Below are 21674 nucleotides of genomic sequence, written 5' to 3'. Positions count from 1 at the left end.
ATTCTTAAATATGTTGGAATACTATTGTGTAATACAATGGCTGCAATACCAAATGTGTGTCAGTCTGATAATTGGTGAATGACCATGAACAAATACCGCAAATTCAAAAAGATGAATAACAAAAGTTATTCCGATGTAACCCGGTTTTTGAAAGAGACAACACATCTTACGGCAAGGGAATGGGTCATCTCCAGGATGTGTGCTGATTTTAAGAATCTCTCCAATCAGTCGGAAATGACATGGATAGGCGAGAACCTGCCGGAGCTTGTTCCGTTCATGGATGAGTCTTATTCAAGACAGGAAGTTTCAAATGCTAGGGCATCTTTCAAGAAAAAAATTCAGCGCAGCGGTACTACGTTCTTTTATGCATATTATGCAGGCCTTATAACACAGGAAGAAATGCTATCGATGATCCACCAGATGGTAGCGGATATAAAAAAACTCATGGACACAGAAGGAAGCGAGGTTCCTGAAGAGCATGCCACAGAGGTTCAGTTACTCGTTGCCGAGGTACTGAGAAATATAAATGAATCACTGGATGAAGAGTATTAGCACTCTTCAAGCCCATTTCTTTTACAGTAGTTTAAATACCCAAGTAACATTCTCATCTCAATCTGCCTGATATACCTTGCCTGTACTTTGGATACATGCAAAGTGTTGTCTCCCATTTTTAGCTTTATGTCTGAATCTTTGGGCACACTCATGTCTGCAGAGACTATAGCAGGCCCGCCGCAGGTAGTGCACAGGCGGTAGTCCTTTTTAGAATTACGGATAAAGTCTTCAACTTCAGTTTCAACTTTTATTTCCCGGGGTGTGTCTATCATTGGTACAAGGCAGTATTCTGTATACTTAAGTCTTATCCATTGTCACCAACAATCTGTCGATTTGCAGGCTCCTGAGAAAAATGATATTAAAGTTTGAAGTAGCAATGTATTATACTAAAGATCTGCAAGATGCGGTCCTATGATCTTAAAAAAATAGTGAATAAATTAGTCATCGCAGCTTTGTACATAGTGAGTTAAAAATTTGGCATTGTTAATTAAACATAGCTAGTTCTTTATTCCTATATTTCATCAAGAGCAAAACGGAGATTTTTAGCATTTCAAGACTTTTAGTATAACACTTTGACTTTCTCCTTAGTCTTGCCAGGAAATGCCTAAATATGCTGTTGTATCCTTCAACAGTATATGTTTCTGCTTTTGATCGAGTATGGATGTTTCTGGGGACTAACTTGGCATATGCCCTCCAATAATCCGTCATTACTTCCCCAACCTCTTTTGTCTTTAACTTTTTCCAGAGTTTTTGTCCTGTTTTTGTTCCTCTGCTGCCAAAAGAGCAATCGATGAATTTCTTCCCATATCTATCAACAGCAATCCATATCCAGCAGTAGTTTTTTTATTCCCAATATAAGTATGCATCTCGTCCAATTCCACAACAGAAATCTCATTTTCACTTTTTAGATCCTCTAATTCACTACCAAATTTTCGAATCCATTTTTGAACAGAAACATGACTAACGCCCAAAAAACGTCCAATTGAACGAAATCCCAACCCCTCCAGATAGAGTTGTAAAGCCTGTCGCTTAACAGATACGGGGCTAGCGGTGGATTTTATATCTACTGAATAGTTGTATCCACAATCATGGCATTTGTAGCGTTGTCGACCATCAATCCTACCGTTCTTCTTATGACTGGAACTCTTACACTTTGGACAATTCATATATAAAAAGAGGCCATCATATTATATAACGATGTTTAATTACCAAAGCCAAAAATTTATATTTTAAGATTATTCCTCATTGGTTTCAAGACAATAGTACATATTTTTAAGCTCATTTTCTTTATAAATTTCACAGTCTCCTCATATGCAACCTTTTGCTTCATCAATTCATTTGCTCTTTTCAAAAGCACGAAATAATCCTTCCATGTGTTCGACTTCAAATAACTAGTGCATTACATTGTAATGTATGTCCAGTTTATTTTTCTCATTTAAATGAGGGTTTGTGCAAGTTTCATTTTCAGGGCAAATTTAAATTCAATGAGTTGTATTGTTAGACTCATGTTGATGAAAGACAGGGGTAAACTGGTCATATGGCCTGCGTACATCGATAAGACTAAATCAAGGCGTGACGGCCGCATTGTCTCCAGAAAGACTTCGGTGGAGTCCCCAACTATCAATGAAATAAATCAGGCGGCACAAAAGCTGGGACTCAATCCTGAGGTGGAGGCAGACAAGGCTTATCCTCGCAGCTGGTGGGAAACTAGTGGTAGGGTGCTTATAGATAATACTGCACCAAAGACTCATCTGTCCAGAAGGATATGCTCCGCTATCAAGGAAATGCGTTCCTGATAGTTTACTATTTTATTTCAAAAAAAGAATGATTGGGATATGGCTTATGCTATTGGCCACATTCCGAAGTTTGCATCAAGTATAAGGATAATAATTCCGATAACTATGCCAATCGTAATCACGGTTTTTGGGTCTACGTGTATTGCTCTTTTGTCGGCTTCATAATAGCGCATAAGACCGGCAGATGACATCAAGCCGCCGCCAGAACTGGATTTCTTCTTTGTCATTGTATCTCCGTATTTATTGATTGATAACTAGGTATTATTAGTTATTATTAATTTATTTGTCCCTTCCATGTAATTAATGGTTTAAAAAACTGTGCCTTCATGCAAGGAGTTCATCCAGCAAAAATGGTGGATAGAATACTCCCTTTTCTGTGATGACGGCAGTGACATTCTCCATTGGTGTTGCATCAAATGCGGGATTATACACTTTTACATCTGCGGGTGCTATCTGCACATCCTTAAAGAAGCGTAGTTCATTTGCATCTCTCTCCTCAATAGTAACAGTGTCTTCCCAGTTATTCGGGTCAAATGTAGATATTGGTGCCGCAACAAAGAACGGTATCTCATGTTCCCTTGCAAGTACTGAGTGTGTATAGGTTCCTATCTTATTGAAGACTGCATCTCCGGTTATCCTGTCAGCACCCACGATCACCTTGTCGACCATTCCCTTACTCATAACATATCCTGACATGGAATCAGTAATGAGTGTCACATCTATATTGTCCTGCATGAGTTCCCAGGTAGTGATCCTGCCGCCCTGATTCAGTGGTCGTGTTTCACAGGCAATGACCTTTATCTCTTTACCTGCCTCAACAGCAGAGCGGATAACTCCAAGTGCTGTTCCCCAGTCGACACACGCCATTTTTCCTGCATTGCAGTGAGTCATGACGGTATCGCCATCTTCCAGTAGTTTTGCTCCGTATTTTCCCAGTTTCTTATTAGTTGCCACATCTTCATCAGCAATATTCTTTGCTTCGGACAGCACTACGTCTTTGATACCATTGCGGTCGTATGCATCCGAGATGGCACTCATGGTCCTGTCAATGCCCCATGCAAGGTTTACTGCCGTGGGTCGGGTTGCTTTTATTGTCTTTGCAGCTATTTCCAGATCCCTTATGAGGGCTTCCATGTTGCTGGAACTGCTGAGGGTTGCGGCAAGTGCAATACCATATGCACCGGCAGCTCCCAACGCAGGAGCTCCTCTTACACGCAGGGATTTGATACCCTCACAGAGCGAAGCAAGCGTTTTGCATTCAATGACCTTGTACTCCAGTGGGAGAAGTGTCTGGTCTATCATTACAATAGAATTATTTTCGTTATTCCAGTCTATGGTTCTCATGTTATCTGCTCTTTTATAGGTATGAACTGGGATAAAAATGTAAAGGATACTTTAACTTTATGTTCGGTATATATCACTCAGCAATAAAATATGGTTCTCTATCAACTATTGCGGCGTTTACTTTTCTTTTAAGCCAAATTTTTAAATCGCCTTCTTCTTCCAATAAAGCAACTATCTCTTTAAGAGTAGATAGTGCTATTATGGCTCCTGCACTTAGCGCGTCTCTGCAATTAGATATTGCCGGTTCTGTAAATTCGGAATAGGATATGAAAAATCTTCTTGCATGCCCCCCTCTATTAAACAAGCGTACTAAGTGTTGGGATATGTCTGCCGTGCCGATGGGTGTATTCCACCATTTCATTTCAACTAAATAGAGGTGTCCTTCAAGTTCAATAAGTCCATCAATTTGTTCAATAATCCCTTCGGCACATTTGCCTTTTATAGTAAATGTCTCACGAACCGAAATGTTGTAACATGCAAATAAATCGTTTAAGACTTTTTCAAGAGATTTACCACGTTTTTGAGCATTTTGTTGTCCAAATAGTGAAAAAAGTTCAGTTTTAACACTTTGGAGTTTAATTGCTTTGTTTTGTTTTTCGGCACCTAACTTTTTTTGTTGCTCCAAACGCCTACGTTTTTCTTCATCCTTTTCAATTTTCATTTTTGTAAAGCTATCTTTAACATTTACCATGTCGCGTACTTGTGCAACTAATCCTCTCGCAGCTGCTCGATCATTATCCCAACAAACGCTGAAATCTTCAAATTCTGTTACCCGTTTTATTATTTCCCTTCTTGCCGCAAGCAATCTATCTCCTTGTTCATTAACCGCAGATAGGATTTCGCGTGAAACATGATATTTATTGAAATCGTTTCTATTAGTTTGCAATAAATCTTCGAAGGGTTTGTGATTTGTTTTGGAACTCCTGCTCCTTTAAAAAACAAGAGCAAATCTGGTTTTGATTTGCAAAGTTTTGGAATCACATCAATCAAGGTCTTTAGTAATTCCGGTGGATAATGATATGTTTTCTCTTTCATGTATAACAATATTACTGTTATTGTTCAAACTTTATTTATTCCAATAGTCCTTATTATTTTCCAATGCAAAAACCCCTGATAATCCATGATCCTGTTCACAAGACCATCATACTTGATGAGTTCGAACAGATGCTCCTGAGCACAAAGCACGTGCAGCGCCTGCGTCATATACAGCAACTTGGGTTAGTTGATCATGTTTATCCTGGTGCCAACCACACGCGTTTTGAGCACAGCATCGGAACCATGCACATGGCATCCGTAATAGGTCAGTCCCTGTCACTTGAGGACGAGGACATACGCAAGATACGTCTTGCCGGACTCCTGCATGATGTGGGTCACTCTGCATTCTCCCATGCAGTTGAGAATGTGCTCAAACGTAATCCTCTATTGCAACCAGTTATCGAGGGTAAGAAATTCATCAAACATGAGGCATTCTCGAAGGACATTATTTCCAGATTGCTCCCGCAGGATAATTATATCGCACAGTATGTGGAATCAGAATTTGGTACAGACCCGTTCCAATTCTTTGATGAGATCTCAAAGATAGCTACCGGGGATGCTCAGTCCATTTCAAAACCGTATCTTGCTCAAATAATCGCAGGTGATGTGGATGCCGACAGGATTGATTTTCTCCTGCGTGACTCGTATCACACGGGTGTTTCCTTCGGGCTCATAGATGTTGACCAGATAATCGGCAGTCTCATCATCAAGGATGAAAATGTCGTGCTGGGAAGCTCTGACGGCTCAAGCTATGGAAGCGATATGGCTCTGACGGCTGCTGAATCTTTGCTGATATCCAGGGCTCATCATTATACTGCGATCATACACAACCCGAAGACTCAGGCTGCCAGGGTGATGATACTCTATGCGCTTGAGGATGCACTCGAACATTTCAAGGATGCATCAGGGGTGGATATTGCAAAGGATGAGGTCGTTCGTTTCTTCACTGAATATAATGACAACGAGCTGCTCAATTTTATCCGATCAAGTGCATCTGAAAAATCATGTAAGTTACTGGATGACCTGCGTGATGGCAGGTTATATGTGCCGGTAGCCCGACTAAGTCAGAAAATTATCAGGCCATCAACAAGGATGGCACTCTCCACTATTGCTCGTCATGGGGTGGCTACAAAAAGGCTTGAGGCGAGACTTACTCAGGAATTTGGAGATGTACTTGTGGACCTTACGGTGGCTTCAGGTGTCCCAAAAAGTATGCGCATTGCAATGGATGAAGAAGATGGTTTCTTCTACGACGAATCTGCACTCGCCAATGGTCTGGTCCGGGCAATATCACGACAGTTATCACTTACTGCTTTCTCTCACCCGGACGTGGTAACGGATAAAGATTCAAATGCTGTTCTCTCAGAGTTACGCAAGGTGGTCGATGACCTTTCACCCCGGCTGCTTAATTTCACTCGTGAAGATCAGTATCTTCCAATAGAAGGCATAATCCTGTTGTTCTATGCAGTGCACAGTCTCTTCACAGAAGAGAAACCGGGTTATATTTCAATCCCGCGTCTTCGGCATATTACCTGGCTTTATCGTACCATCCGTGAACTAAGTGGCTTCCCTAAATTGAAGAACCTTTTCGATTATTCATTCCATGAACGGTACGGTTTCCCCTACTGTGAGAAGGTCTTTGAGGATATACAGGTACTCGTTGCTATGGGTATCGTTGATGAGGATCTTCGCTACTATGAAAAAGATGGCCGGTTCCGGCAGAGTTATGAATATGTGCTTACATGGGAAGGGGTTGAATATGCAGGGACTCTTGCAGATGCCTACCGCCCGGAATTCGAGGAAATGATGTCTCATCTTTCAATGGGCAGGCATTCTATTAAGAGGGATATTGTTACGATTCCTTCCAACAGGTATGTCTCAAAAAAACGTCCTACAGGTGTAAAATAATGTTAACTGGTGAATTGGTTTTGCTAAAGACTTCCCACAGGGATAAGGTCAAAGAGTTTATCGCAAAGGTTTCCGATGATCAACTGCACACGAATTTTGGTATTATAGAACTTTCCTCTCTCATGGACAAGGCTCCTGGTGACACAGTGGTGTCGCATAAAGGTCAGGAGTTTACTATACAGCGTCCTAAAATGCCGGATTTCTTCCGTCACGCAAAAAGGACCGGTGCTCCAATGATGCCCAAGGACATAGGCATGATAATCGCCTATACCGGACTCAATAAGAATGACGCTGTACTGGATGCAGGGACTGGATCGGGTATAATGACAATGTATCTTGGTTCCATTGCAAAACGCGTCGTAACATATGAAGTCAGGGAAGATTTCGTAGAGGTTGCCCGTAAAAATGTAGAAAATGCAGGTCTTGATAATGTAGAACTTCGCTGTGGTGACATTGTTGATGAAATAAAGAACATTGATGAGAAATTCGATTTAATAACCCTTGATACTCAGAATTCAAAAGATGTCATACCTTATGTGGAGAGCATACTGTATCCTGGGGGATTCCTTGCTACTTATTCTCCGTTCTTTGAACAGACAAAAGAGATACGTGATGCAATTGAGGCCGCACATTTCTGTGATGTGACAACGATAGAATGTACGGAGCGTGAGATATCATTCTCATCAAGAGGTACCAGGCCATCCACCTCAAAAGTAGGACATACAGGCTTTATCACAATAGCAAGAGCCTGAATTATTTTTTATCTTACACCTTCACCGGTAATGGTGAACTTGCAGGTCCTGCCTTCCGGAAGTGAACGGTGTTTCCAGAGTTTTGCACGTCTTGTGCCATCTCCTGTTTTTTCAAGCTGGACGATGGTCTTTGATATGTGCTCTATGCCACTACCGCCGATTGGTCTTACTCTGCCAGTGGTAATATCGCTGTAGACCTGGTTGGTCATAACAGCTACAACCCTGTGTTTGCGTGCGATACCGTGTACAAAACCTATCTGGTTTGCCAATTCCCTTCTGGTCCTTATGCTTGATTCTTCCTGATCAAGCTCTAATCTGTAAAAAGCAGTTGCAGAATCTATTATTATAAGGCCGATATTTTCCAAGATGAGTTTCTCTATTTCTTTGACAGCAGCATACTGTTCTTCAAAATTATGAGGTTCAAAGATGATTATCTGCTGTGCTATCTCCTTTGCATTCTCTCCGGCAATTTGTTTGAATCTGTCAGGGGAAATAGCTTCAGTATCTATATAGATGACTTTTTTTCCAGCTTTGACACATTCAACTGCAAGTTGTAGGCACAAATTAGTCTTGCCACTTCCGGCTTCTCCATATATCTGTGTCACGACTCCTGCCTCAAATCCTCCTCCTAGAAGTTCATCGATTGGCTTGCAGCCGGAGCTTAGTTGTTTAGTTATCTTTTACACCCCTTGATCGGATTATGTGCTATAATAGGGTTAATGATATACATCTTTTGGCAATGTTATTGCAGTTCTCTTTATGTGTCTTTCTTTTTGCTTGCTTTTTTTTTGTTGGGGGCAAATCTTGGTCTGCGTATATTTATTATTATAAAATACATATAACACCAATACTGTGTCATATATGTTATCAAACATGTTTCATATATGGTATTAATATTGTTTCTTGTATATTCAAACGCAGTTTGAAAAACCATTATTAAGCTATATGTCATTTGTATAATTTACCCTCTGGTGAACAAGGTAATTATTATGACAATGCCTTTTGATTGTGTTTTTTCAAATGGCATTGTTGTTTCTCTCCAGAATGACAATAATATAATAAATTAATTATATACAATGAAGGGACACGAGAAAATGGTTGAAGTGGTTATATATACAACAAAGACTTGCCCGAAATGCGAGCAATTAAAGAAGGTACTTAAGTCAAAGGAAGTTGCTTTCACAACTGCAGATATGTCTACTCCTGAAGCTTTGACCGAACTTAAATTCAATGGTGTTTTTACCATGACTGCCCCGGTACTTCAGATCGGCGATGAATTTTTAACACATAAGGAATTGTTCAATGGCCCTGACGTGAACCTGGAAGTATTGGGTAGTATAATCTAAATGCAATCAAATTGAGGTGGGAATGATGGACGTATGTGCTACTAATACAAAAGGAAAAATAGAACTTGACAGGTCAGACTTGGGAACTGGCAAACAGGTTCGCGCAGAGGAAGATGAGAGGATAGATATCAGTATGACATCATTAACAAAACAGCATGCTATACAGAAGACGCTCGATGGCCATGATATCTCTATAATGCCAAAAGTGCGAACCACAGCAGGACACATGGTTGATTGGGACCGCAATGTCATTGTCAATCAGTTACTGAAGGAAACAAAACTTGCTGAAAGGTTCCACGGCAAACCTGGAATCGAAAAGGATGAAGCTTACGACATTTCAAAAGAAGTAGAGCGCCGTGTCAGATCCCTTGACCTTAAATTCCTTTCAGGTCCACTTATAAGGGAGATCGTTAACATGGAGCTTCTCCAGAGAGGGCATGTTGAGTGGAGAAATGTTTCTACTAGGATAGGTACTCCGGTATATGATGCATGCGAGATCGATCTTGGAAGTGGTTTTGAAGCAAACGACAACGCAAATCTGCAGGAAAATGCCGAGACTTCCCATAAGAAGAAGGCAGACAAGATATCCAAAGAACAGTATCTGCTTCTTCTGCCAACGAAGATCGCTGACATGCATCTTAATGGCGATATTCATATTCATGATCTTGAGTATCTCGGAACCCGTGCTTTCTGCCAGGACTGGGACCTCAGGTATTTCTTCTATTATGGCCTCATGCCTGATGGTTCAGGTGCAAAGGCAAGTGTAGCCGGTCCTGCTATGAAGGCAGAGGTAGCTATACTTCATGCAGTGAAGGCTCTTGGGAGCGCACAGACTAACTTCGCAGGTGGCCAGGGATTCTACAATTTCCTTACATTCCTTGCTCCATACCTTGAAGGCAAGAATTATAATGATGTAAAGCAGCTCATGCAAATGTTCGTGTATGAGATGACTCAGATGATGGTAGCTCGTGGTGGGCAGGTCGTGTTCTCCTCCGTTCAGCTGTCTCCGGGTGTACCAAAACTCTGGAAGGATAAGCCAGTTGTCTACAAGGGGCGTGTGCATGATGGTACAAACGGTACCCAAAAGCGCACCTATAGCGAGTTTGAGCGTGAGGTACGTCTCTCTTTCCAGGCACTTATGGATGTGATGTTAGAGGGTGATAATTGGGGCAAACCTTTCAATTTCCCTAAGCCTGAAATATCCATAGAGCCAGACTTCATGGAAGAAGATGAGTTCTTTAACAAGGCACATCCTGATCTGCTTGGTTACGAGCAACTCTATGATATGACCTTTGAACTTGCAGCAAAGTTCGGTACTCCATATTTCGATAATCAGCTACCTGAATATAGGGGTGCAGGTGAGGGAATTTCCTGTTATCAGTGCTGTGCATATCAGTTCTCAGCAAATGCTGATGCAGATGACAGTTTTGATGACAAGCTCATATTCAAGGATGGAAAGCATTTCTCTATGGGTTCCTGGCAGGTCGTATCCCTCAACTGCCCAAGGGCGGCATACAGGGCAAATGGAGATGATTCTGCTCTGTTCGGTGACCTGAAGAACCTCATGGATCAGTGTATAACTCTCTTTAAGACAAAGCGCAGCTGGATGGAGAATATCATCGAGAACAACAGGATGCCATTTGCCACCCAGAGACCAAAGGATCCTGTTACAGGTGAGAAGGGCTGCATTGCAGTCGATATTGACGCACTTGTCTGTACGATGGGTGTTATCGGTATCAATGAAATGGTTCAGTACCATACTGGTTCTCAGATGCATGAATCCAGAAATGCATTCAAGTTTGCCATCAGAGTGATGACCGAGATGGAAATGTATGCCAACGAGCTCAGCCAGAAACATGGTATGGAGATTGCCCTTGCCCGTACTCCTGCTGAAACCACGGGCCAGAGATTTGCGGTATCAGACATGCTGCATGAAGAATACAGGGATTGTGTCGTGGAAGTTGTAAAGGGTGACAGTGAAGCTGCTCTTGCAAATCTCAAAAAGACCCATGATCTGCCCGTCTATTACACCAACGGTACTCATGTGCCACCAGGTGCGGATGTTTCTTTGATTGACAGGATAAATATCGAGCATGTGTTCTTCCCGATTGTTGACGGTGGAAACATCTGCCATATATGGATGGGGGAAGGTGCACCGGATGCAAAGGGACTTAAAGAATTTGCAATGAACATTGCAAAGAACACTCAGGTGGGTTACTTTGCTTTCACCAAGGATATGACTGTGTGCCTTAATGATTTCCATATGATGTCCGGCTTGAAGGAGGTCTGTGAGAACTGTGGTTCATCTAATGTCGAGCAGATGTCAAGGGTAACCGGGTATGTCCAGGCCGTTGGTGGATGGAATAATGCAAAGAAGCAAGAGCTTGCAGACAGGATGCGCTATAGCTCTTCAGACATGATCTGATAAGCCCATGAAAGTAAACTATGGAAGCTCGGTTCCCATCTCAACGGTAGATTGGCACGGAAAAGTGTCAATCGTCTTTTTTTTACGTGGATGTCCTTACAGGTGTCCATATTGCCAGAACCATTCACTTCTTTTTGAAAGCAACGTAGTGGATACGTCAGTACTTGAAGCAGAAATAAAGAAGTCCAGACCATTTGTAAGTAACGTGGTTTTCTCAGGGGGCGAACCCCTGATGCAGAAGGATGCTGTGAAGCACCTTGCAGGTTTTGCAAAGAAAATAGGTTTGCTCGTCGGTATTCATACCAACGGCTATTATCCTCACGTAATGGCCGAATTGATGGAAGAAGGCCTTGTGGACAAATTCTTTATCGATGTAAAAGCTCCTCTGGATAATGCCGAGGATTATGCAAAGGCAATTGGCTGCAAGGACTATACTGATATTCACATTGACCCACAGCTTGTAATGGAAAAAGTGACAGAATCCATTAATCTGGTTCTGGGGAACAATGTTGAACTTGAGTTAAGGACGACCATAATCAGGGATTTCATGGGAAGTTCTGATGATGTCTGCAATATTGCAAGGTCCATTAGTGAATTAACAGGCAGAAAGGATGTTGTTTATGTCCTCCAGCAGGGATTTGCTGAAAATGCCATGCTTGAATCTCTCAGGGACATAAAACCATTGAGCAGGGATGAAATGCTTGAACTTGCTGACCTTACCCACGAGTTCCTTGACAATATATATGTACGGACAAAAGAGAAGGGTAACGAAAAGGTTAACTTCGAATCAGTTTGAACCTTAAGCAATTTTTTAATACTTCCCAGTCCTTCATTTAATCATGCTTAAAATGGGTATGATTAAATGAAAATCAAATACTTCTCAGTAATTATTTTTTTACTTGTGGCTACTCTGATCTCTGGTTGTATGGGAGTCAATGAAAAAACTTCTTCGCAATCAGCTGATTATCTCGTGGTTGAAGATTATGATGATTCCTTTGCAAGAAATGCGGCTGTGGGTGAAGCTGAATATGATGGTGATTATGGTGGCGCCTCAAATGGTTTTGTGGATCGTAAGACAATAACAACTGTTGACATGACATTAAGGGTCAATGATGCCGCAGCAAGTCTGGATGAGATCTCAAAAATGGCGCTTGCTTCAGGTGGATATGTTTCCAGTTCTTCTGTCTACGATTCATATTATGAATCTGATGCCGGTAAAGAGGGCTATGTTACGGTCAGGGTTCCCGAATCCGAATATTCTTCGTTCCTCGATAATGTGGAGGACTTGGGGGAAGTAACATCTAAAAGTGTAAATGCACAGGATGTAACGGAAGAATACATCGATGTGACTGCACGTCTGGATAATCTTAAAATACAGGAAACCCGCCTTCAGGAAATACTCAATATGACCGTAACGGTTGAAGAGGTTCTCAGTGTGGAAAAGGAACTTGGCAGGGTGCGCGGTGAGATTGAAAGCCTTACGGGAAGGTTGAATTACCTAGAAGACCGGATCGAGTTTTCAACCATAAATATACGTGTCACAGAACCAAGGCCAATTACTCGTTCATGGGGAATCAGGGATGCACTATCCGAATCTGTCAACGGATTCATCTCAATGGTAAATGCCTTGATAGTGCTTGTGGGATATGTTCTGCCATTGGTTATTATTGTAGCAGTCTTCGGTGGAGCTTTTGTAGCATTGAGAAGAAGGGTGCGTAGGTAAATTATTTCCCTGCAGACCAGGGTTGTATAAATTTTGTTGATGTTTTCATATCAGCAAAATTTATTTATTTTAACTAAGTTCTATTAGTTATTCATTTGCTGTTTATCACTTCGTGCTAAGTAATTATATATAGTCACATCAAAATAGCAGGTAAAATATGACTGGCTCTACTCCTGTATCTGAAATAGGTGAGCGTTCACTTATAAAGCGTTTATCCGGTATTTTCAATAATGGTTGCAACCCTGATGTTCGCATCGGATCTGGAACTGATGATTGTGCAGTTGTTGACATCTCTGGTGATGAGTATATGGTGATAACAACTGATATGCTACATCGGAAAACAGATTTTCCTCTTCAGATGACCCCCTGGCAGATAGGTTGGATGTCAGCTGCTGTGAATTTCAGCGATGTGGCTTCTATGGGTGCACGTCCAATAGGTTTTCTTTCTGCCATGGGTTTTTCCAAAGACACGGATATTTCCTTTGTTGAGGAAATTTCCAGAGGAATGGATGATTGTGCCAAATTCTGTGGCACTTCAGTCATAGGTGGGGATATTGACACCCACGATGAACTAACTATTACTGGTACTGCACTTGGCAAAGTCAAAAAATCTGAACTGTTGACCCGAAAAGGTGTAAGGATCGGTGACAAGGTTTGTGTGACAGGTTTTGCAGGTTCTGCCGGAGCCGCACTTCATGCAATTGAGAAAAATATTACAATTCCTGGTAGTCTTCTCAATAAACTGCTTACGCCTATTCCTTGTGTTAACGAAGCGATGAAACTTGCGAGTTCCGGTGCTGTAACATGTATGATGGACACAAGTGATGGTCTGGCAATGTCACTGCATGACCTTGCAGACCTTAATTGCGTAGGCTTCAGGATAGAGGAGGATTCTCTGCCGATACAAGCTGAGATTTCTGAGTTCATAACATCCGATCCTGATGTTCTTACAGAATTTGCACTTTACACAGGAGGGGACTTTGAATTACTTTTCACGGTCTCTCCTGATAAACTGGAAACTGCCCAAAGCGTATGTTATTTAAATGTTATAGGTGAAGTAGTTGAGCAGGACGTTGGTACTGTCATTAGGTGCCGTAATGGGCAAAACCTGACTATATATCGAAAAGGTTATCTACAATTGGGGGATTAAGATTAGGCATGATTAGTTTACGTTGTTTACAATTTAGTTGTTTATAGTTTAAGGAAGTTTTATAATGCAAAAGAAATTTCAATTTATTTTAATCGCATTTTCATTAATGCTTTTCTGCAGCACTGTAGGCTCGGCCGCAAATGTTACTGCTGATTTTACATCAAATGTAACTTCAGGTGACGTTCCGTTGGTTGTGCAATTCACAAACAACTCTCTCAATGCGACTTCTTGGTCCTGGGATTTTAATAATGATGGTACTAATGATTCCTCAGAACAAAATCCGATTTACACTTACACTTCTGACGGTACCTATACTGTTGTTCTCTTTGCAGTAAATGGAACTGAAAGTGCCGTGGAAACAAAAATGGACTATATAGTAGTTAATGCAGTAAGTTCTGATATTGAACCGGTTGCAGATTTCACAGCAAACATAACTTCTGGTGACAATCCTCTTACTGTCTTATTCACTGATAGCTCTACAAATGCTACAGAGTGGTACTGGGACTTTGATAATGATGGCACTAATGATTCCACAGAGCAGAATCCAATTTTCAACTATACTTCTGACGGTACATATACTGTTGTCCTCACTGCAGTAAATGGAACTGCAAGTAACGTGAAAACAAGAGCTGACTACATAACAGTTAATGCAGTAAGTTCTGATATTGAACCGGTTGCAGATTTCACAGCAAACATAACTTCTGGTGACAATCCTCTTACTGTTTTATTCACTGATAGTTCTACAAATGCTACAGAGTGGTACTGGGACTTTGATAATGATGGCACTAATGATTCCACAGAACAGAATCCAATTTTCAACTATACTTCTGACGGTACATATACTGTTGTCCTCACTGCAGTAAATGGAACTGCAAGTGACGTGAAAACAAGAGCTGCTTACATAACTGTCAGTACTCCTGCTTCAACTATTCCAGATGCATCTTTCACTACAAATGTCACTGAAGGGACAGTTTCTCTTGCAGTAACGTTCAATGACACTTCAAGTAATACTCCAACATCCTGGTCCTGGGACTTTGGAGATGGTGGTTCTTCCATTGCACAGCATCCTGTGCATACTTATACTTCCACAGGTGCTTTCAATGTTACTTTGACAGCAACCAATGGTGATGGTTCAGACGTAGCCACGAAAACGATAAATGTGTACTCAAAAACCTACTTCACAGGAGACCGTATCTGGGATGAGAATGCCGTTCAGTCACCTGACAAGTATATCTGGGATGCAAAAAGTTTCTCTGGATTCTTCTATGACCTCGAATCAGGGCTGAGTTCCGAGAACCTGACAATTTTCAACATTGATCGCACACTTGGTGACGGTGATATTCTCTATCAGACAGCACCAGTTGATACTGATTTTGATCATAGCGGCTGGGGTTCATATCAGGTTATTGGTTTCATGGCAGAGAAATACTTTGCAGGATATACTGTTAACACTACAATTGATGGTGTTGATGTAGTAAGTATGATTTCTTCAGGGCAGTTGTCAAAGATCCTTATTGACGATGATGAAAAAGAGTCTGCGTACTCAGGGTCATCGATCATACTTGAGGATGGTTACGAGCTTAATATAGTTGAAGTTGATAAAGACGGTGACAAGGTATTCGTGACCCTTACAAAAGATGGTGATGAGTTAGACAGTTCTGTAATCTCAGGTGGCGACGATTATACCTATAAGGAAGATCTTGGCGACGCTGATGATGTTATAATACTCGCCGTTCACTTTGATCAAATATTCAGTGGTACGGAATCAAATGCTGTTTTTGTAGAAGGTATTTTCCAGATATCTGATGAGTACCTGGAACTTGAAGACGGTGAATCCTATGGCGATATGGAGATTACCAGAATCGATGATGATCTTATCGAAATGGAAAATGATGGTTCAGTTTCCCTTTCCAAAGGAAAGTCCGTAACTCTTATGGGTAAGATAAAGCTCCTTGTTGCTGACAACGATGATCTTAGGTTCGCTCCAGTCGTAGACATGTCAGAACCCGGCACATATGAGCTTCGTGGTACTGTTGCAGAAGGAAATGAACTTCTTACGTGGACACCACTGAACTTTGAAGGTTTCTACTATGATATTGATGAAGGTGTACAGACAGAAACCCTTGAATTAACAGCCATTTCAGGAAGGTCAATTTCATCAGGGAAACTTGTATACACAAGTACTCCTGCATCCGTTGAATTTGAACACTCTGACTGGGGTAAGTTCAACGTGGTCGGTTTCCTGGCTGAGAAGTACTTTACAGGGTACACCGGTGCTACAGATATTGATGGTGTCAGTACATTAAATCTCATTTCCGATGGTCAGTTATCTAAGGTACTGGTGGATGAGGATTCTAAAGCTTCAGTCTTCTCTGGGTCTGAACTTGTTCTTGAAGAAGGTTACACTTTGGAGATAGTGGAAGTTGACGTGAACGGTGAAAGTGTCCTCATCGAACTATATAAAGATGGAGATGAAGTAGATACTGATATTGTGTCCTCTGATGCTGATTATGTGTTCGAGAAGGACCTTGGAGATGCAGATGACGTACCTATAATCATAATACACTTCAATGAAGTTTTCAGAGGAAGCGAAAGCAATGCCGTGTTTGTAGAGGGAATGTTCCAGATATCTGAAGATTACATCACCTTGGAAAGTGGTGATAACTATGGAGACATGGAAATCGATAGCTTCGGTACTTCAATTGTGATGTCAAACGATAATTCGATTTCCCTTAACAAGGACAATGAAATCGAGCTAATGGATAATGTTAGGATAAAGGTAGCAGACTCTGATACACTCAGATACTATCCATTTGTCGAAGTAAAAACAGCAGCTTCCGAAACTCTGGATGTTGAACTGAGCCAGTCCACTATTGTGGAAGGGGAAGAACTAACTATCACCGTAAATGCACGTGGCGCATCAATTGGTGATGCCACCATTAAGGTAGAAGGTACAACAATTGGAACAACTGCTGCTGATGGTACTCTGGCTTACACTCCTTCAGAAGCAGGTACTTTTGAGGTAACGGCTGAAAAGGACGATTATGCCTCAGGTTCAGAAGATCTTGAAGTTATTGATAAGAACGATGAGACCAAAAAGATGAGTGTTGAGGTGTCACCGGATGAAGTCTATGAAGGTACATCAATGACTATATTTGTTCTAAAGGCAATTGGCGGCGATGGTATTTCAGGTGCAGATGTCACATTTGATGGAAAGTCTATTGGTACAACTGATAATGATGGTACTATAAGCTATACTGCAACAGAGGCCGGAACACACAAGATCATTGCTAGTAAATCAGGTCTTCTTGAGGCAGAACTCGATCTTAGGGTAGACGAACTTGCAGCTAAATTTGAATTCAGCAACCTTGCGATAACTCCACTTGAAATAAAGCAGGGTAAGGAAGCTACTATAAGTGTCGATGTTGTCAATACTGGTACTGATGCAGGCGATTACACTGTGGACCTTAAGGTCGATGATGTGGTTCTTGATTCACAGTTTATCAGCCTCTCCGTTGGTAATTCCACTACCATTGAGTTCTCTCATGTGGAAGAAGAGCCAGGGATCTATGAGGTGAAAGTTGGTGACCTTACAACTACATATGAGGTGTTTGAAAAATCCGGTACCCTGTTCTATGTACTTGGAGCAATAGCACTGGCAGCAGTAGGGGGAATTGCTTACTTATTCACAGCAGGTGGATGGACTGTAGAAATAGCACAGGCAAAAGTAGCTGAAGCAATAGAATCAATAAAAGAGTTGGTCGGGAATATCCGATAAACTCTTTTTAAACATTTTTAACTTATTTTTTTTGCCACAAGTTCTATAGCTTCTAAAAGACTGTTCTTTGGCATTATTGTGGCAACCGGTATTCTTAATATTTTCTCAACAGTGGGACTTACTATTGGTGCACATACCAGAGCTTTTGCACCATCTCTTTCAGCCCTGATTGCAGCGATTATGGCTTCTTCCATGGAGGTCGCAGAGTATTCCCTTATTGTGCAAAGACTTCCACATATCTTTCTTTTTGTTTCACTGATATTGTCAAGTACCGGTCTGGCAGCAATTACGGCAATGAACTCTCCTTTTTCTGAACCCTCAAGTTTTTTTATCGTTTTTATTATCTGCCTCAATGTTTTGACATTCGGTTCCCTTTTTCCAGACATTATCTTATAAAGGGTACTTGCAGGAATGCCTGCATTTTCGGCAAATTCTGCCATATTCATATTCAGCTCTTCCTTTATGGTACTTGAAAGGATCTTCCTGAAATCATCATCAGATTCAAAAACAGCATCTATTATTTTATCAGCAGCACTCATCTCCATACACCTGTAGTTTTTAATATCCTATAAAGGATAAGGTGTACCTATAATTAATACTTTTAGGCAATCGAACTCATGAAATGTAGAAATATATATAATATATTGGAATCTGACTTCAAATTATCTAATTATTACTTAGGGTGATAATGTGAATTACAAACAGACAATCAAAGTAACTTCCACTTTATTTTTTGTTATTGCTCTGATAGCAGCAGTATTCATCTCAGGATGTGCTGAGCAAACAACAGAGCAGGACGAGCAAGCAGAAACCATTACAGAACTCACATTTGGCTACCAGCCAAGTACTCATCAGATAGCATATCTGACTGCAAGGGAAAAAGGCTGGTGGCTTGAGGACCTTGCACCTTACGGAATAGAGGAAATAAATGACAACCTTTTCCCAACCGGCGCACCTGAAATGCAGTCAATGCTTGCAGGAGATATCGATGTTGCATATGTTGGTGCCGCACCTGTCATTTCAGCTCTTGCAAGTGGTCTGGATGCAAAGATTGTAGCTGCAGTCCAGATACAGGGTTCCGATATTGTGCTTCGCACTGAGCTTCCCTATGAGAGTCCGGAAGACCTGAGAGGGCTTAAGATAGCAACATTCCCACCGGGAACAATTCAGGACACCCTTCTTAAGAACTGGTTGAAAGAGAATGGTATTGACCCTGAAGAAGATGTCGAGATTCTTGGAATGGGTCCTGGGGACGCAATGACTGCAATTTCTGCAGGTCAGGTTGATGCAGTTTTCCTTCCACATCCAGCGCCAGCAATGATTGAAAGTGAAGGTACAGGCAGATCAGTTGTAACATCCGGCGCAATGCTTGAGGACCATGCATGCTGTGTTGTTGCTGTAAGTGGCAAACTGATAAGGGAACATCCTGATATAGTTCAGCAGATCGTGGAAACCCATGTACGTTCAACAGAATACAATTCAGAAAATCTGGATGAAGCAGCACAGATATTTGCTGATGACCAGGATTGGGATGTTGAACTGGTAAAACAGTCACTGAACGAGTGGGATGGTTCCTGGATAGCTGATCCGAGCCTTATAATTAACTCTACAGTGGACTACGCTCAGGTTCAGTATGATCTGGGATATATTAGCAAACCTCTTACACAGGATGATATATTTGATCTGAGTTTCTATGAAGCTCTTGATTAATAATCCTTTTTTCTTTTTTGATAATAATTTAAATAATAAGTAGACATTTCTACTGTCTGTCCGGAGGTCTTTATCTCCAGTTACCGGAGGATTCATGGTAAAAAAACATCTTCAGATCCTGAGTGAAAAAAAAGTGGAAATAGCCTCTATATGTTCTGCAATTATTCTTTGGCAGCTTGTGGCTGTTTATATTGTGCAGAATAAGTTCTACCTGCCAAGTTTTACGGATGTGACTCTTGCGTTCATATCCATAATGGCAAAAGATGCTAAGTTAAGTATTATAGGTTTGGATCTTCAACTTCCGGTTTTGATAGTAGACCTTCTTTACAGTCTTCTGTATTTCTGGATTGGTATGTTTTCTGCACTTGCAATTGGCATTCCTCTGGGAATGGTAATGGGCTGGTTCCGTACAGTTGATCGTATAGTTGATCCTTTAATTGAACTCGTACGTCCTATTCCACCACTTGCCTGGATTCCTTTTGCTATCATATGGATTGGACTTAACCCACTGGCTGCAGGCTTTCTGATATTTATCGGAGCAGTCTTTCCAATTATAATAAATACTTTTACAGGTTTTAAGAGCGTTTCCCGTGTTTATGTTGAAGCAGCAAAGGTGCTGGGCTGTAATACCAATCGTGAATTGATCAGATATGTGGCTCTTCCCTATGCACTTCCTTCAGTTGCTGCAGGTATTCGGATTGCCATGGGAGTTGGCTGGATGTGTCTCGTTGCTGCAGAAATGTTCGGTGTGAGCAGGAACGGACTTGGTTACAAGATATGGCATCATTACTATCTACATAACATGGACTTTGTGCTTGTTTACATGTTAATACTTGGTTTCCTTGGATTATTCATTGACAGATTGCTGCGTTATTATATCGATGGAAAGCTCCTCAAATGGCGTAAAGGGGTTGTGATATGATGGGAAAGGTAAAAGTAAACAATGTTTTTCGCAGATTTACAAAAGATGAAGATACGTCTACACTTGCACTGGAAAATGTCAATCTTGAAGTAAACGATAAGGATTTTGTATGTTTCATAGGTCCATCAGGTTGTGGAAAAACCACATTCCTCAGAATAATATCCGGGCTTGATAAGCCGGATGAAGGTGAAGTATATCTGGATGGCAAAAAAATAGAATCTCCTGGTCCTGACAGGGGAATGGTTTTCCAGGAATATTCCCTGTTCCCATGGAAATCAGTTATCGATAATATTATATTCGGTCCTCAGATGAGTGGGATAAAAAAGAAAGATGCACTTAAGGATGCTGAAAAATATCTGGAACTGGTTGGACTCCAGCAATTCAGGGACAGTTATCCCTATGAGTTGTCAGGCGGTATGAAGCAGAGAGTAGCCATTGCAAGAGCTCTTGCAAACGAACCTTCAGTTCTGCTTATGGACGAACCTTTCGGTGCACTGGATGCTCAGACGCGCAATATTCTTCAGCAGGAACTTTTGGATATATGGCAAAAAAAACATATTACTGTTCTTTTTGTCACACATAGTGTTGATGAGGCAGTGTTCCTTGCTGATAAAATCGTATTGATGAGTGCACGTCCCGGTAAAATAAAGGAAATAATCAATGTAGATTTGCCAAGGCCACGTGACAGAACAAGTCTTGAAGCAAATGTGCTTCGTGACAGGATTTTGAAATCTCTCCTGAAGGAACAAACAAAATAATCATTTTTGCGTTCATTCGGAACGCACAATTACTTTTGTTCCTGATTCTATTTCTTTTATGCTGACTTTTCCAACAAGTTCCATTGTGCTGTTTGCTTTTGCAAATTTGATTTTGCAACCGGGGCGCACAAGCATCTCTTTTCCTGCAATTGCGGAACCGTTGATTTCTACAGAGTCTAATATTCTAAGTTCGCCTGACGCTTCAACATTGCCATTGATCTCTGATTTTGAACCTATGATCATTTCATCTGCTTTTATATTCCCTTTCACAAAAGTTCCTTTTCCAAGTTTCAGGATACCCTTCACATTTAAATCCTTCCAGAAATTGGAACCTGCTCCAACTATAAAGTTTCCGTCAATGTTGACGTCTCCTTCAAAAAAGGTCTTTTTGCCGGCAATATAAGTATTAGAATCCTCATGATATTTGATCGCATTTTCACTCATCTTGGGTCACTCTGTCTACTTCAATAGTTTT

Annotated in this window: 21 protein-coding genes; 13 read left to right on the top strand and 8 right to left on the bottom strand. The window is 41.1% G+C overall.

The features are described 5' to 3' along the window. Positions 1-84: 84 nt before the first annotated feature. Positions 85-552: a DUF5806 family protein gene (locus tag WN948_RS06050; RefSeq protein WP_342306096.1), complete on the top strand. Its 468-nt coding sequence runs from the start codon at positions 85-87 to the stop codon at positions 550-552. On the opposite strand, the gene WN948_RS06045 is transcribed toward WN948_RS06050, so the two are convergent. After that, positions 549-824: a hypothetical protein gene (locus WN948_RS06045; protein WP_342306095.1), complete on the bottom strand. Its 276-nt coding sequence runs from the start codon at positions 822-824 to the stop codon at positions 549-551. The genes WN948_RS06050 and WN948_RS06045 overlap by 4 nt on opposite strands. Before the next feature lie 211 nt (positions 825-1035). Further along, a protein-coding gene (locus WN948_RS06040; RefSeq protein ID WP_342303728.1) for an IS1 family transposase occupies positions 1036-1718 on the bottom strand; the annotation gives its coding sequence in 2 pieces (ribosomal slippage) (positions 1036-1389 and positions 1392-1718; 681 coding nt in all). 318 nt (positions 1719-2036) lie between these two features. Between WN948_RS06040 and WN948_RS06035 the strand changes: the two genes are divergently transcribed. After that, complete coding sequence (locus WN948_RS06035) at positions 2037-2348, top strand: signal recognition particle protein Srp19 (protein WP_342306094.1); 312 nt, start codon at positions 2037-2039, stop codon at positions 2346-2348. A gap of 44 nt (positions 2349-2392) precedes the next feature. Here WN948_RS06035 and WN948_RS06030 read toward each other — a convergent pair whose 3' ends face one another. The 3 genes from WN948_RS06030 to WN948_RS06020 all read right to left on the bottom strand — a co-directional run bounded on the left by WN948_RS06030 (position 2393) and on the right by WN948_RS06020 (position 4578). Then, positions 2393-2575 (bottom strand): preprotein translocase subunit Sec61beta, encoded by a 183-nt coding sequence (locus WN948_RS06030; RefSeq protein ID WP_342306093.1) that lies wholly within the window; start codon positions 2573-2575, stop codon positions 2393-2395. A gap of 97 nt (positions 2576-2672) precedes the next feature. Next, positions 2673-3692, bottom strand: a complete 1020-nt coding sequence (locus WN948_RS06025) for an S-methyl-5-thioribose-1-phosphate isomerase (protein ID WP_342306092.1) — start codon at positions 3690-3692, stop codon at positions 2673-2675. Positions 3693-3765: 73 nt separating this feature from the next. After that, positions 3766-4578 (bottom strand): restriction endonuclease, encoded by an 813-nt coding sequence (locus WN948_RS06020; protein ID WP_342306091.1) that lies wholly within the window; start codon positions 4576-4578, stop codon positions 3766-3768. Between the two features lie 212 nt (positions 4579-4790). On the opposite strand from WN948_RS06020, the gene WN948_RS06015 reads away from it, so the two are divergent. After that, positions 4791-6635, top strand: a complete 1845-nt coding sequence (locus WN948_RS06015) for an HD domain-containing protein (RefSeq protein WP_342306090.1) — start codon at positions 4791-4793, stop codon at positions 6633-6635. Beyond that, a complete protein-coding gene (locus WN948_RS06010; protein WP_342306089.1) occupies positions 6635-7387 on the top strand; it encodes a tRNA (adenine-N1)-methyltransferase in 753 nt (250 codons plus the stop codon). Before WN948_RS06015 ends, WN948_RS06010 begins: the two co-directional genes overlap by 1 nt. A gap of 8 nt (positions 7388-7395) precedes the next feature. Here the strand turns inward: WN948_RS06010 and radB are convergent, their stop codons facing one another. After that, positions 7396-8064 (bottom strand): DNA repair and recombination protein RadB, encoded by a 669-nt coding sequence (gene radB / locus WN948_RS06005; RefSeq protein ID WP_342306412.1) that lies wholly within the window; start codon positions 8062-8064, stop codon positions 7396-7398. 417 nt (positions 8065-8481) lie between these two features. On the opposite strand from radB, the gene WN948_RS06000 reads away from it, so the two are divergent. The 6 genes from WN948_RS06000 (at position 8482) to WN948_RS05975 (ending at position 17809) form a co-directional block, all read left to right on the top strand. Then, the gene (locus WN948_RS06000) at positions 8482-8733 is read left to right on the top strand and encodes a glutaredoxin family protein (RefSeq protein ID WP_342306088.1); all 252 of its coding nucleotides are present in this window, start codon (positions 8482-8484) and stop codon (positions 8731-8733) included. Positions 8734-8866: 133 nt separating this feature from the next. Further along, positions 8867-11158, top strand: a complete 2292-nt coding sequence (gene nrdD / locus WN948_RS05995; RefSeq protein WP_342306410.1) for an anaerobic ribonucleoside-triphosphate reductase — start codon at positions 8867-8869, stop codon at positions 11156-11158. Positions 11159-11165: 7 nt separating this feature from the next. Continuing rightward, complete coding sequence (locus tag WN948_RS05990) at positions 11166-11954, top strand: anaerobic ribonucleoside-triphosphate reductase activating protein (RefSeq protein WP_342306087.1); 789 nt, start codon at positions 11166-11168, stop codon at positions 11952-11954. A 66-nt stretch (positions 11955-12020) separates the two neighbouring features. Further along, positions 12021-12881: a DUF4349 domain-containing protein gene (locus tag WN948_RS05985; protein WP_342306086.1), complete on the top strand. Its 861-nt coding sequence runs from the start codon at positions 12021-12023 to the stop codon at positions 12879-12881. 157 nt (positions 12882-13038) lie between these two features. Next, positions 13039-14031 (top strand): thiamine-phosphate kinase, encoded by a 993-nt coding sequence (gene thiL / locus WN948_RS05980; protein WP_342306085.1) that lies wholly within the window; start codon positions 13039-13041, stop codon positions 14029-14031. 64 nt (positions 14032-14095) lie between these two features. Further along, entirely contained in the window at positions 14096-17809 is a 3714-nt protein-coding gene (locus tag WN948_RS05975) for an S-layer protein domain-containing protein (RefSeq protein ID WP_342306084.1), read from the top strand. 17 nt (positions 17810-17826) lie between these two features. Here WN948_RS05975 and WN948_RS05970 read toward each other — a convergent pair whose 3' ends face one another. Continuing rightward, positions 17827-18348: a helix-turn-helix domain-containing protein gene (locus WN948_RS05970; RefSeq protein WP_342306083.1), complete on the bottom strand. Its 522-nt coding sequence runs from the start codon at positions 18346-18348 to the stop codon at positions 17827-17829. 151 nt (positions 18349-18499) lie between these two features. On the opposite strand from WN948_RS05970, the gene WN948_RS05965 reads away from it, so the two are divergent. The 3 genes from WN948_RS05965 to WN948_RS05955 all read left to right on the top strand — a co-directional run bounded on the left by WN948_RS05965 (position 18500) and on the right by WN948_RS05955 (position 21199). After that, a complete protein-coding gene (locus WN948_RS05965; protein ID WP_342306082.1) occupies positions 18500-19519 on the top strand; it encodes an ABC transporter substrate-binding protein in 1020 nt (339 codons plus the stop codon). A 94-nt stretch (positions 19520-19613) separates the two neighbouring features. Next, entirely contained in the window at positions 19614-20441 is an 828-nt protein-coding gene (locus WN948_RS05960) for an ABC transporter permease (RefSeq protein ID WP_342306081.1), read from the top strand. Further along, positions 20441-21199: an ABC transporter ATP-binding protein gene (locus WN948_RS05955; RefSeq protein ID WP_342306408.1), complete on the top strand. Its 759-nt coding sequence runs from the start codon at positions 20441-20443 to the stop codon at positions 21197-21199. Before WN948_RS05960 ends, WN948_RS05955 begins: the two co-directional genes overlap by 1 nt. Before the next feature lie 12 nt (positions 21200-21211). On the opposite strand, the gene WN948_RS05950 is transcribed toward WN948_RS05955, so the two are convergent. Then, positions 21212-21643: a polymer-forming cytoskeletal protein gene (locus WN948_RS05950; protein WP_342306080.1), complete on the bottom strand. Its 432-nt coding sequence runs from the start codon at positions 21641-21643 to the stop codon at positions 21212-21214. Positions 21644-21674: the final 31 nt, after the last annotated feature.

Source organism: Methanolobus sp. ZRKC5, from assembly GCF_038446525.1.
Lineage (GTDB): Archaea > Halobacteriota > Methanosarcinia > Methanosarcinales > Methanosarcinaceae > Methanolobus.
The sequence above is the reverse complement of the archived record's forward strand: the minus strand, read 5'-3'. Positions and strand labels throughout refer to the sequence as shown.

What these genes read in the sequence shown, in the direction of transcription:
- WN948_RS05975 (WP_342306084.1), top strand. Translation starts at nt 14,096, where the DNA reads ATGCAAAAGAAATTTCAATTTATTTTAATCGCATTTTCATTAATGCTT.
- WN948_RS06025 (WP_342306092.1), bottom strand. Translation starts at nt 3,692, where the DNA reads ATGAGAACCATAGACTGGAATAACGAAAATAATTCTATTGTAATGATA.
- WN948_RS06050 (WP_342306096.1), top strand. Translation starts at nt 85, where the DNA reads ATGAACAAATACCGCAAATTCAAAAAGATGAATAACAAAAGTTATTCC.
- WN948_RS06000 (WP_342306088.1), top strand. Translation starts at nt 8,482, where the DNA reads ATGGTTGAAGTGGTTATATATACAACAAAGACTTGCCCGAAATGCGAG.
- WN948_RS06015 (WP_342306090.1), top strand. Translation starts at nt 4,791, where the DNA reads ATGCAAAAACCCCTGATAATCCATGATCCTGTTCACAAGACCATCATA.
- WN948_RS06035 (WP_342306094.1), top strand. Translation starts at nt 2,037, where the DNA reads ATGAGTTGTATTGTTAGACTCATGTTGATGAAAGACAGGGGTAAACTG.
- WN948_RS05960 (WP_342306081.1), top strand. Translation starts at nt 19,614, where the DNA reads ATGGTAAAAAAACATCTTCAGATCCTGAGTGAAAAAAAAGTGGAAATA.
- WN948_RS05970 (WP_342306083.1), bottom strand. Translation starts at nt 18,348, where the DNA reads ATGAGTGCTGCTGATAAAATAATAGATGCTGTTTTTGAATCTGATGAT.
- WN948_RS05990 (WP_342306087.1), top strand. Translation starts at nt 11,166, where the DNA reads ATGAAAGTAAACTATGGAAGCTCGGTTCCCATCTCAACGGTAGATTGG.
- WN948_RS05985 (WP_342306086.1), top strand. Translation starts at nt 12,021, where the DNA reads ATGAAAATCAAATACTTCTCAGTAATTATTTTTTTACTTGTGGCTACT.
- WN948_RS06045 (WP_342306095.1), bottom strand. Translation starts at nt 824, where the DNA reads ATGATAGACACACCCCGGGAAATAAAAGTTGAAACTGAAGTTGAAGAC.
- WN948_RS06030 (WP_342306093.1), bottom strand. Translation starts at nt 2,575, where the DNA reads ATGACAAAGAAGAAATCCAGTTCTGGCGGCGGCTTGATGTCATCTGCC.
- WN948_RS06010 (WP_342306089.1), top strand. Translation starts at nt 6,635, where the DNA reads ATGTTAACTGGTGAATTGGTTTTGCTAAAGACTTCCCACAGGGATAAG.
- WN948_RS05955 (WP_342306408.1), top strand. Translation starts at nt 20,441, where the DNA reads ATGGGAAAGGTAAAAGTAAACAATGTTTTTCGCAGATTTACAAAAGAT.
- nrdD (WP_342306410.1), top strand. Translation starts at nt 8,867, where the DNA reads ATGACATCATTAACAAAACAGCATGCTATACAGAAGACGCTCGATGGC.
- WN948_RS05950 (WP_342306080.1), bottom strand. Translation starts at nt 21,643, where the DNA reads ATGAGTGAAAATGCGATCAAATATCATGAGGATTCTAATACTTATATT.
- thiL (WP_342306085.1), top strand. Translation starts at nt 13,039, where the DNA reads ATGACTGGCTCTACTCCTGTATCTGAAATAGGTGAGCGTTCACTTATA.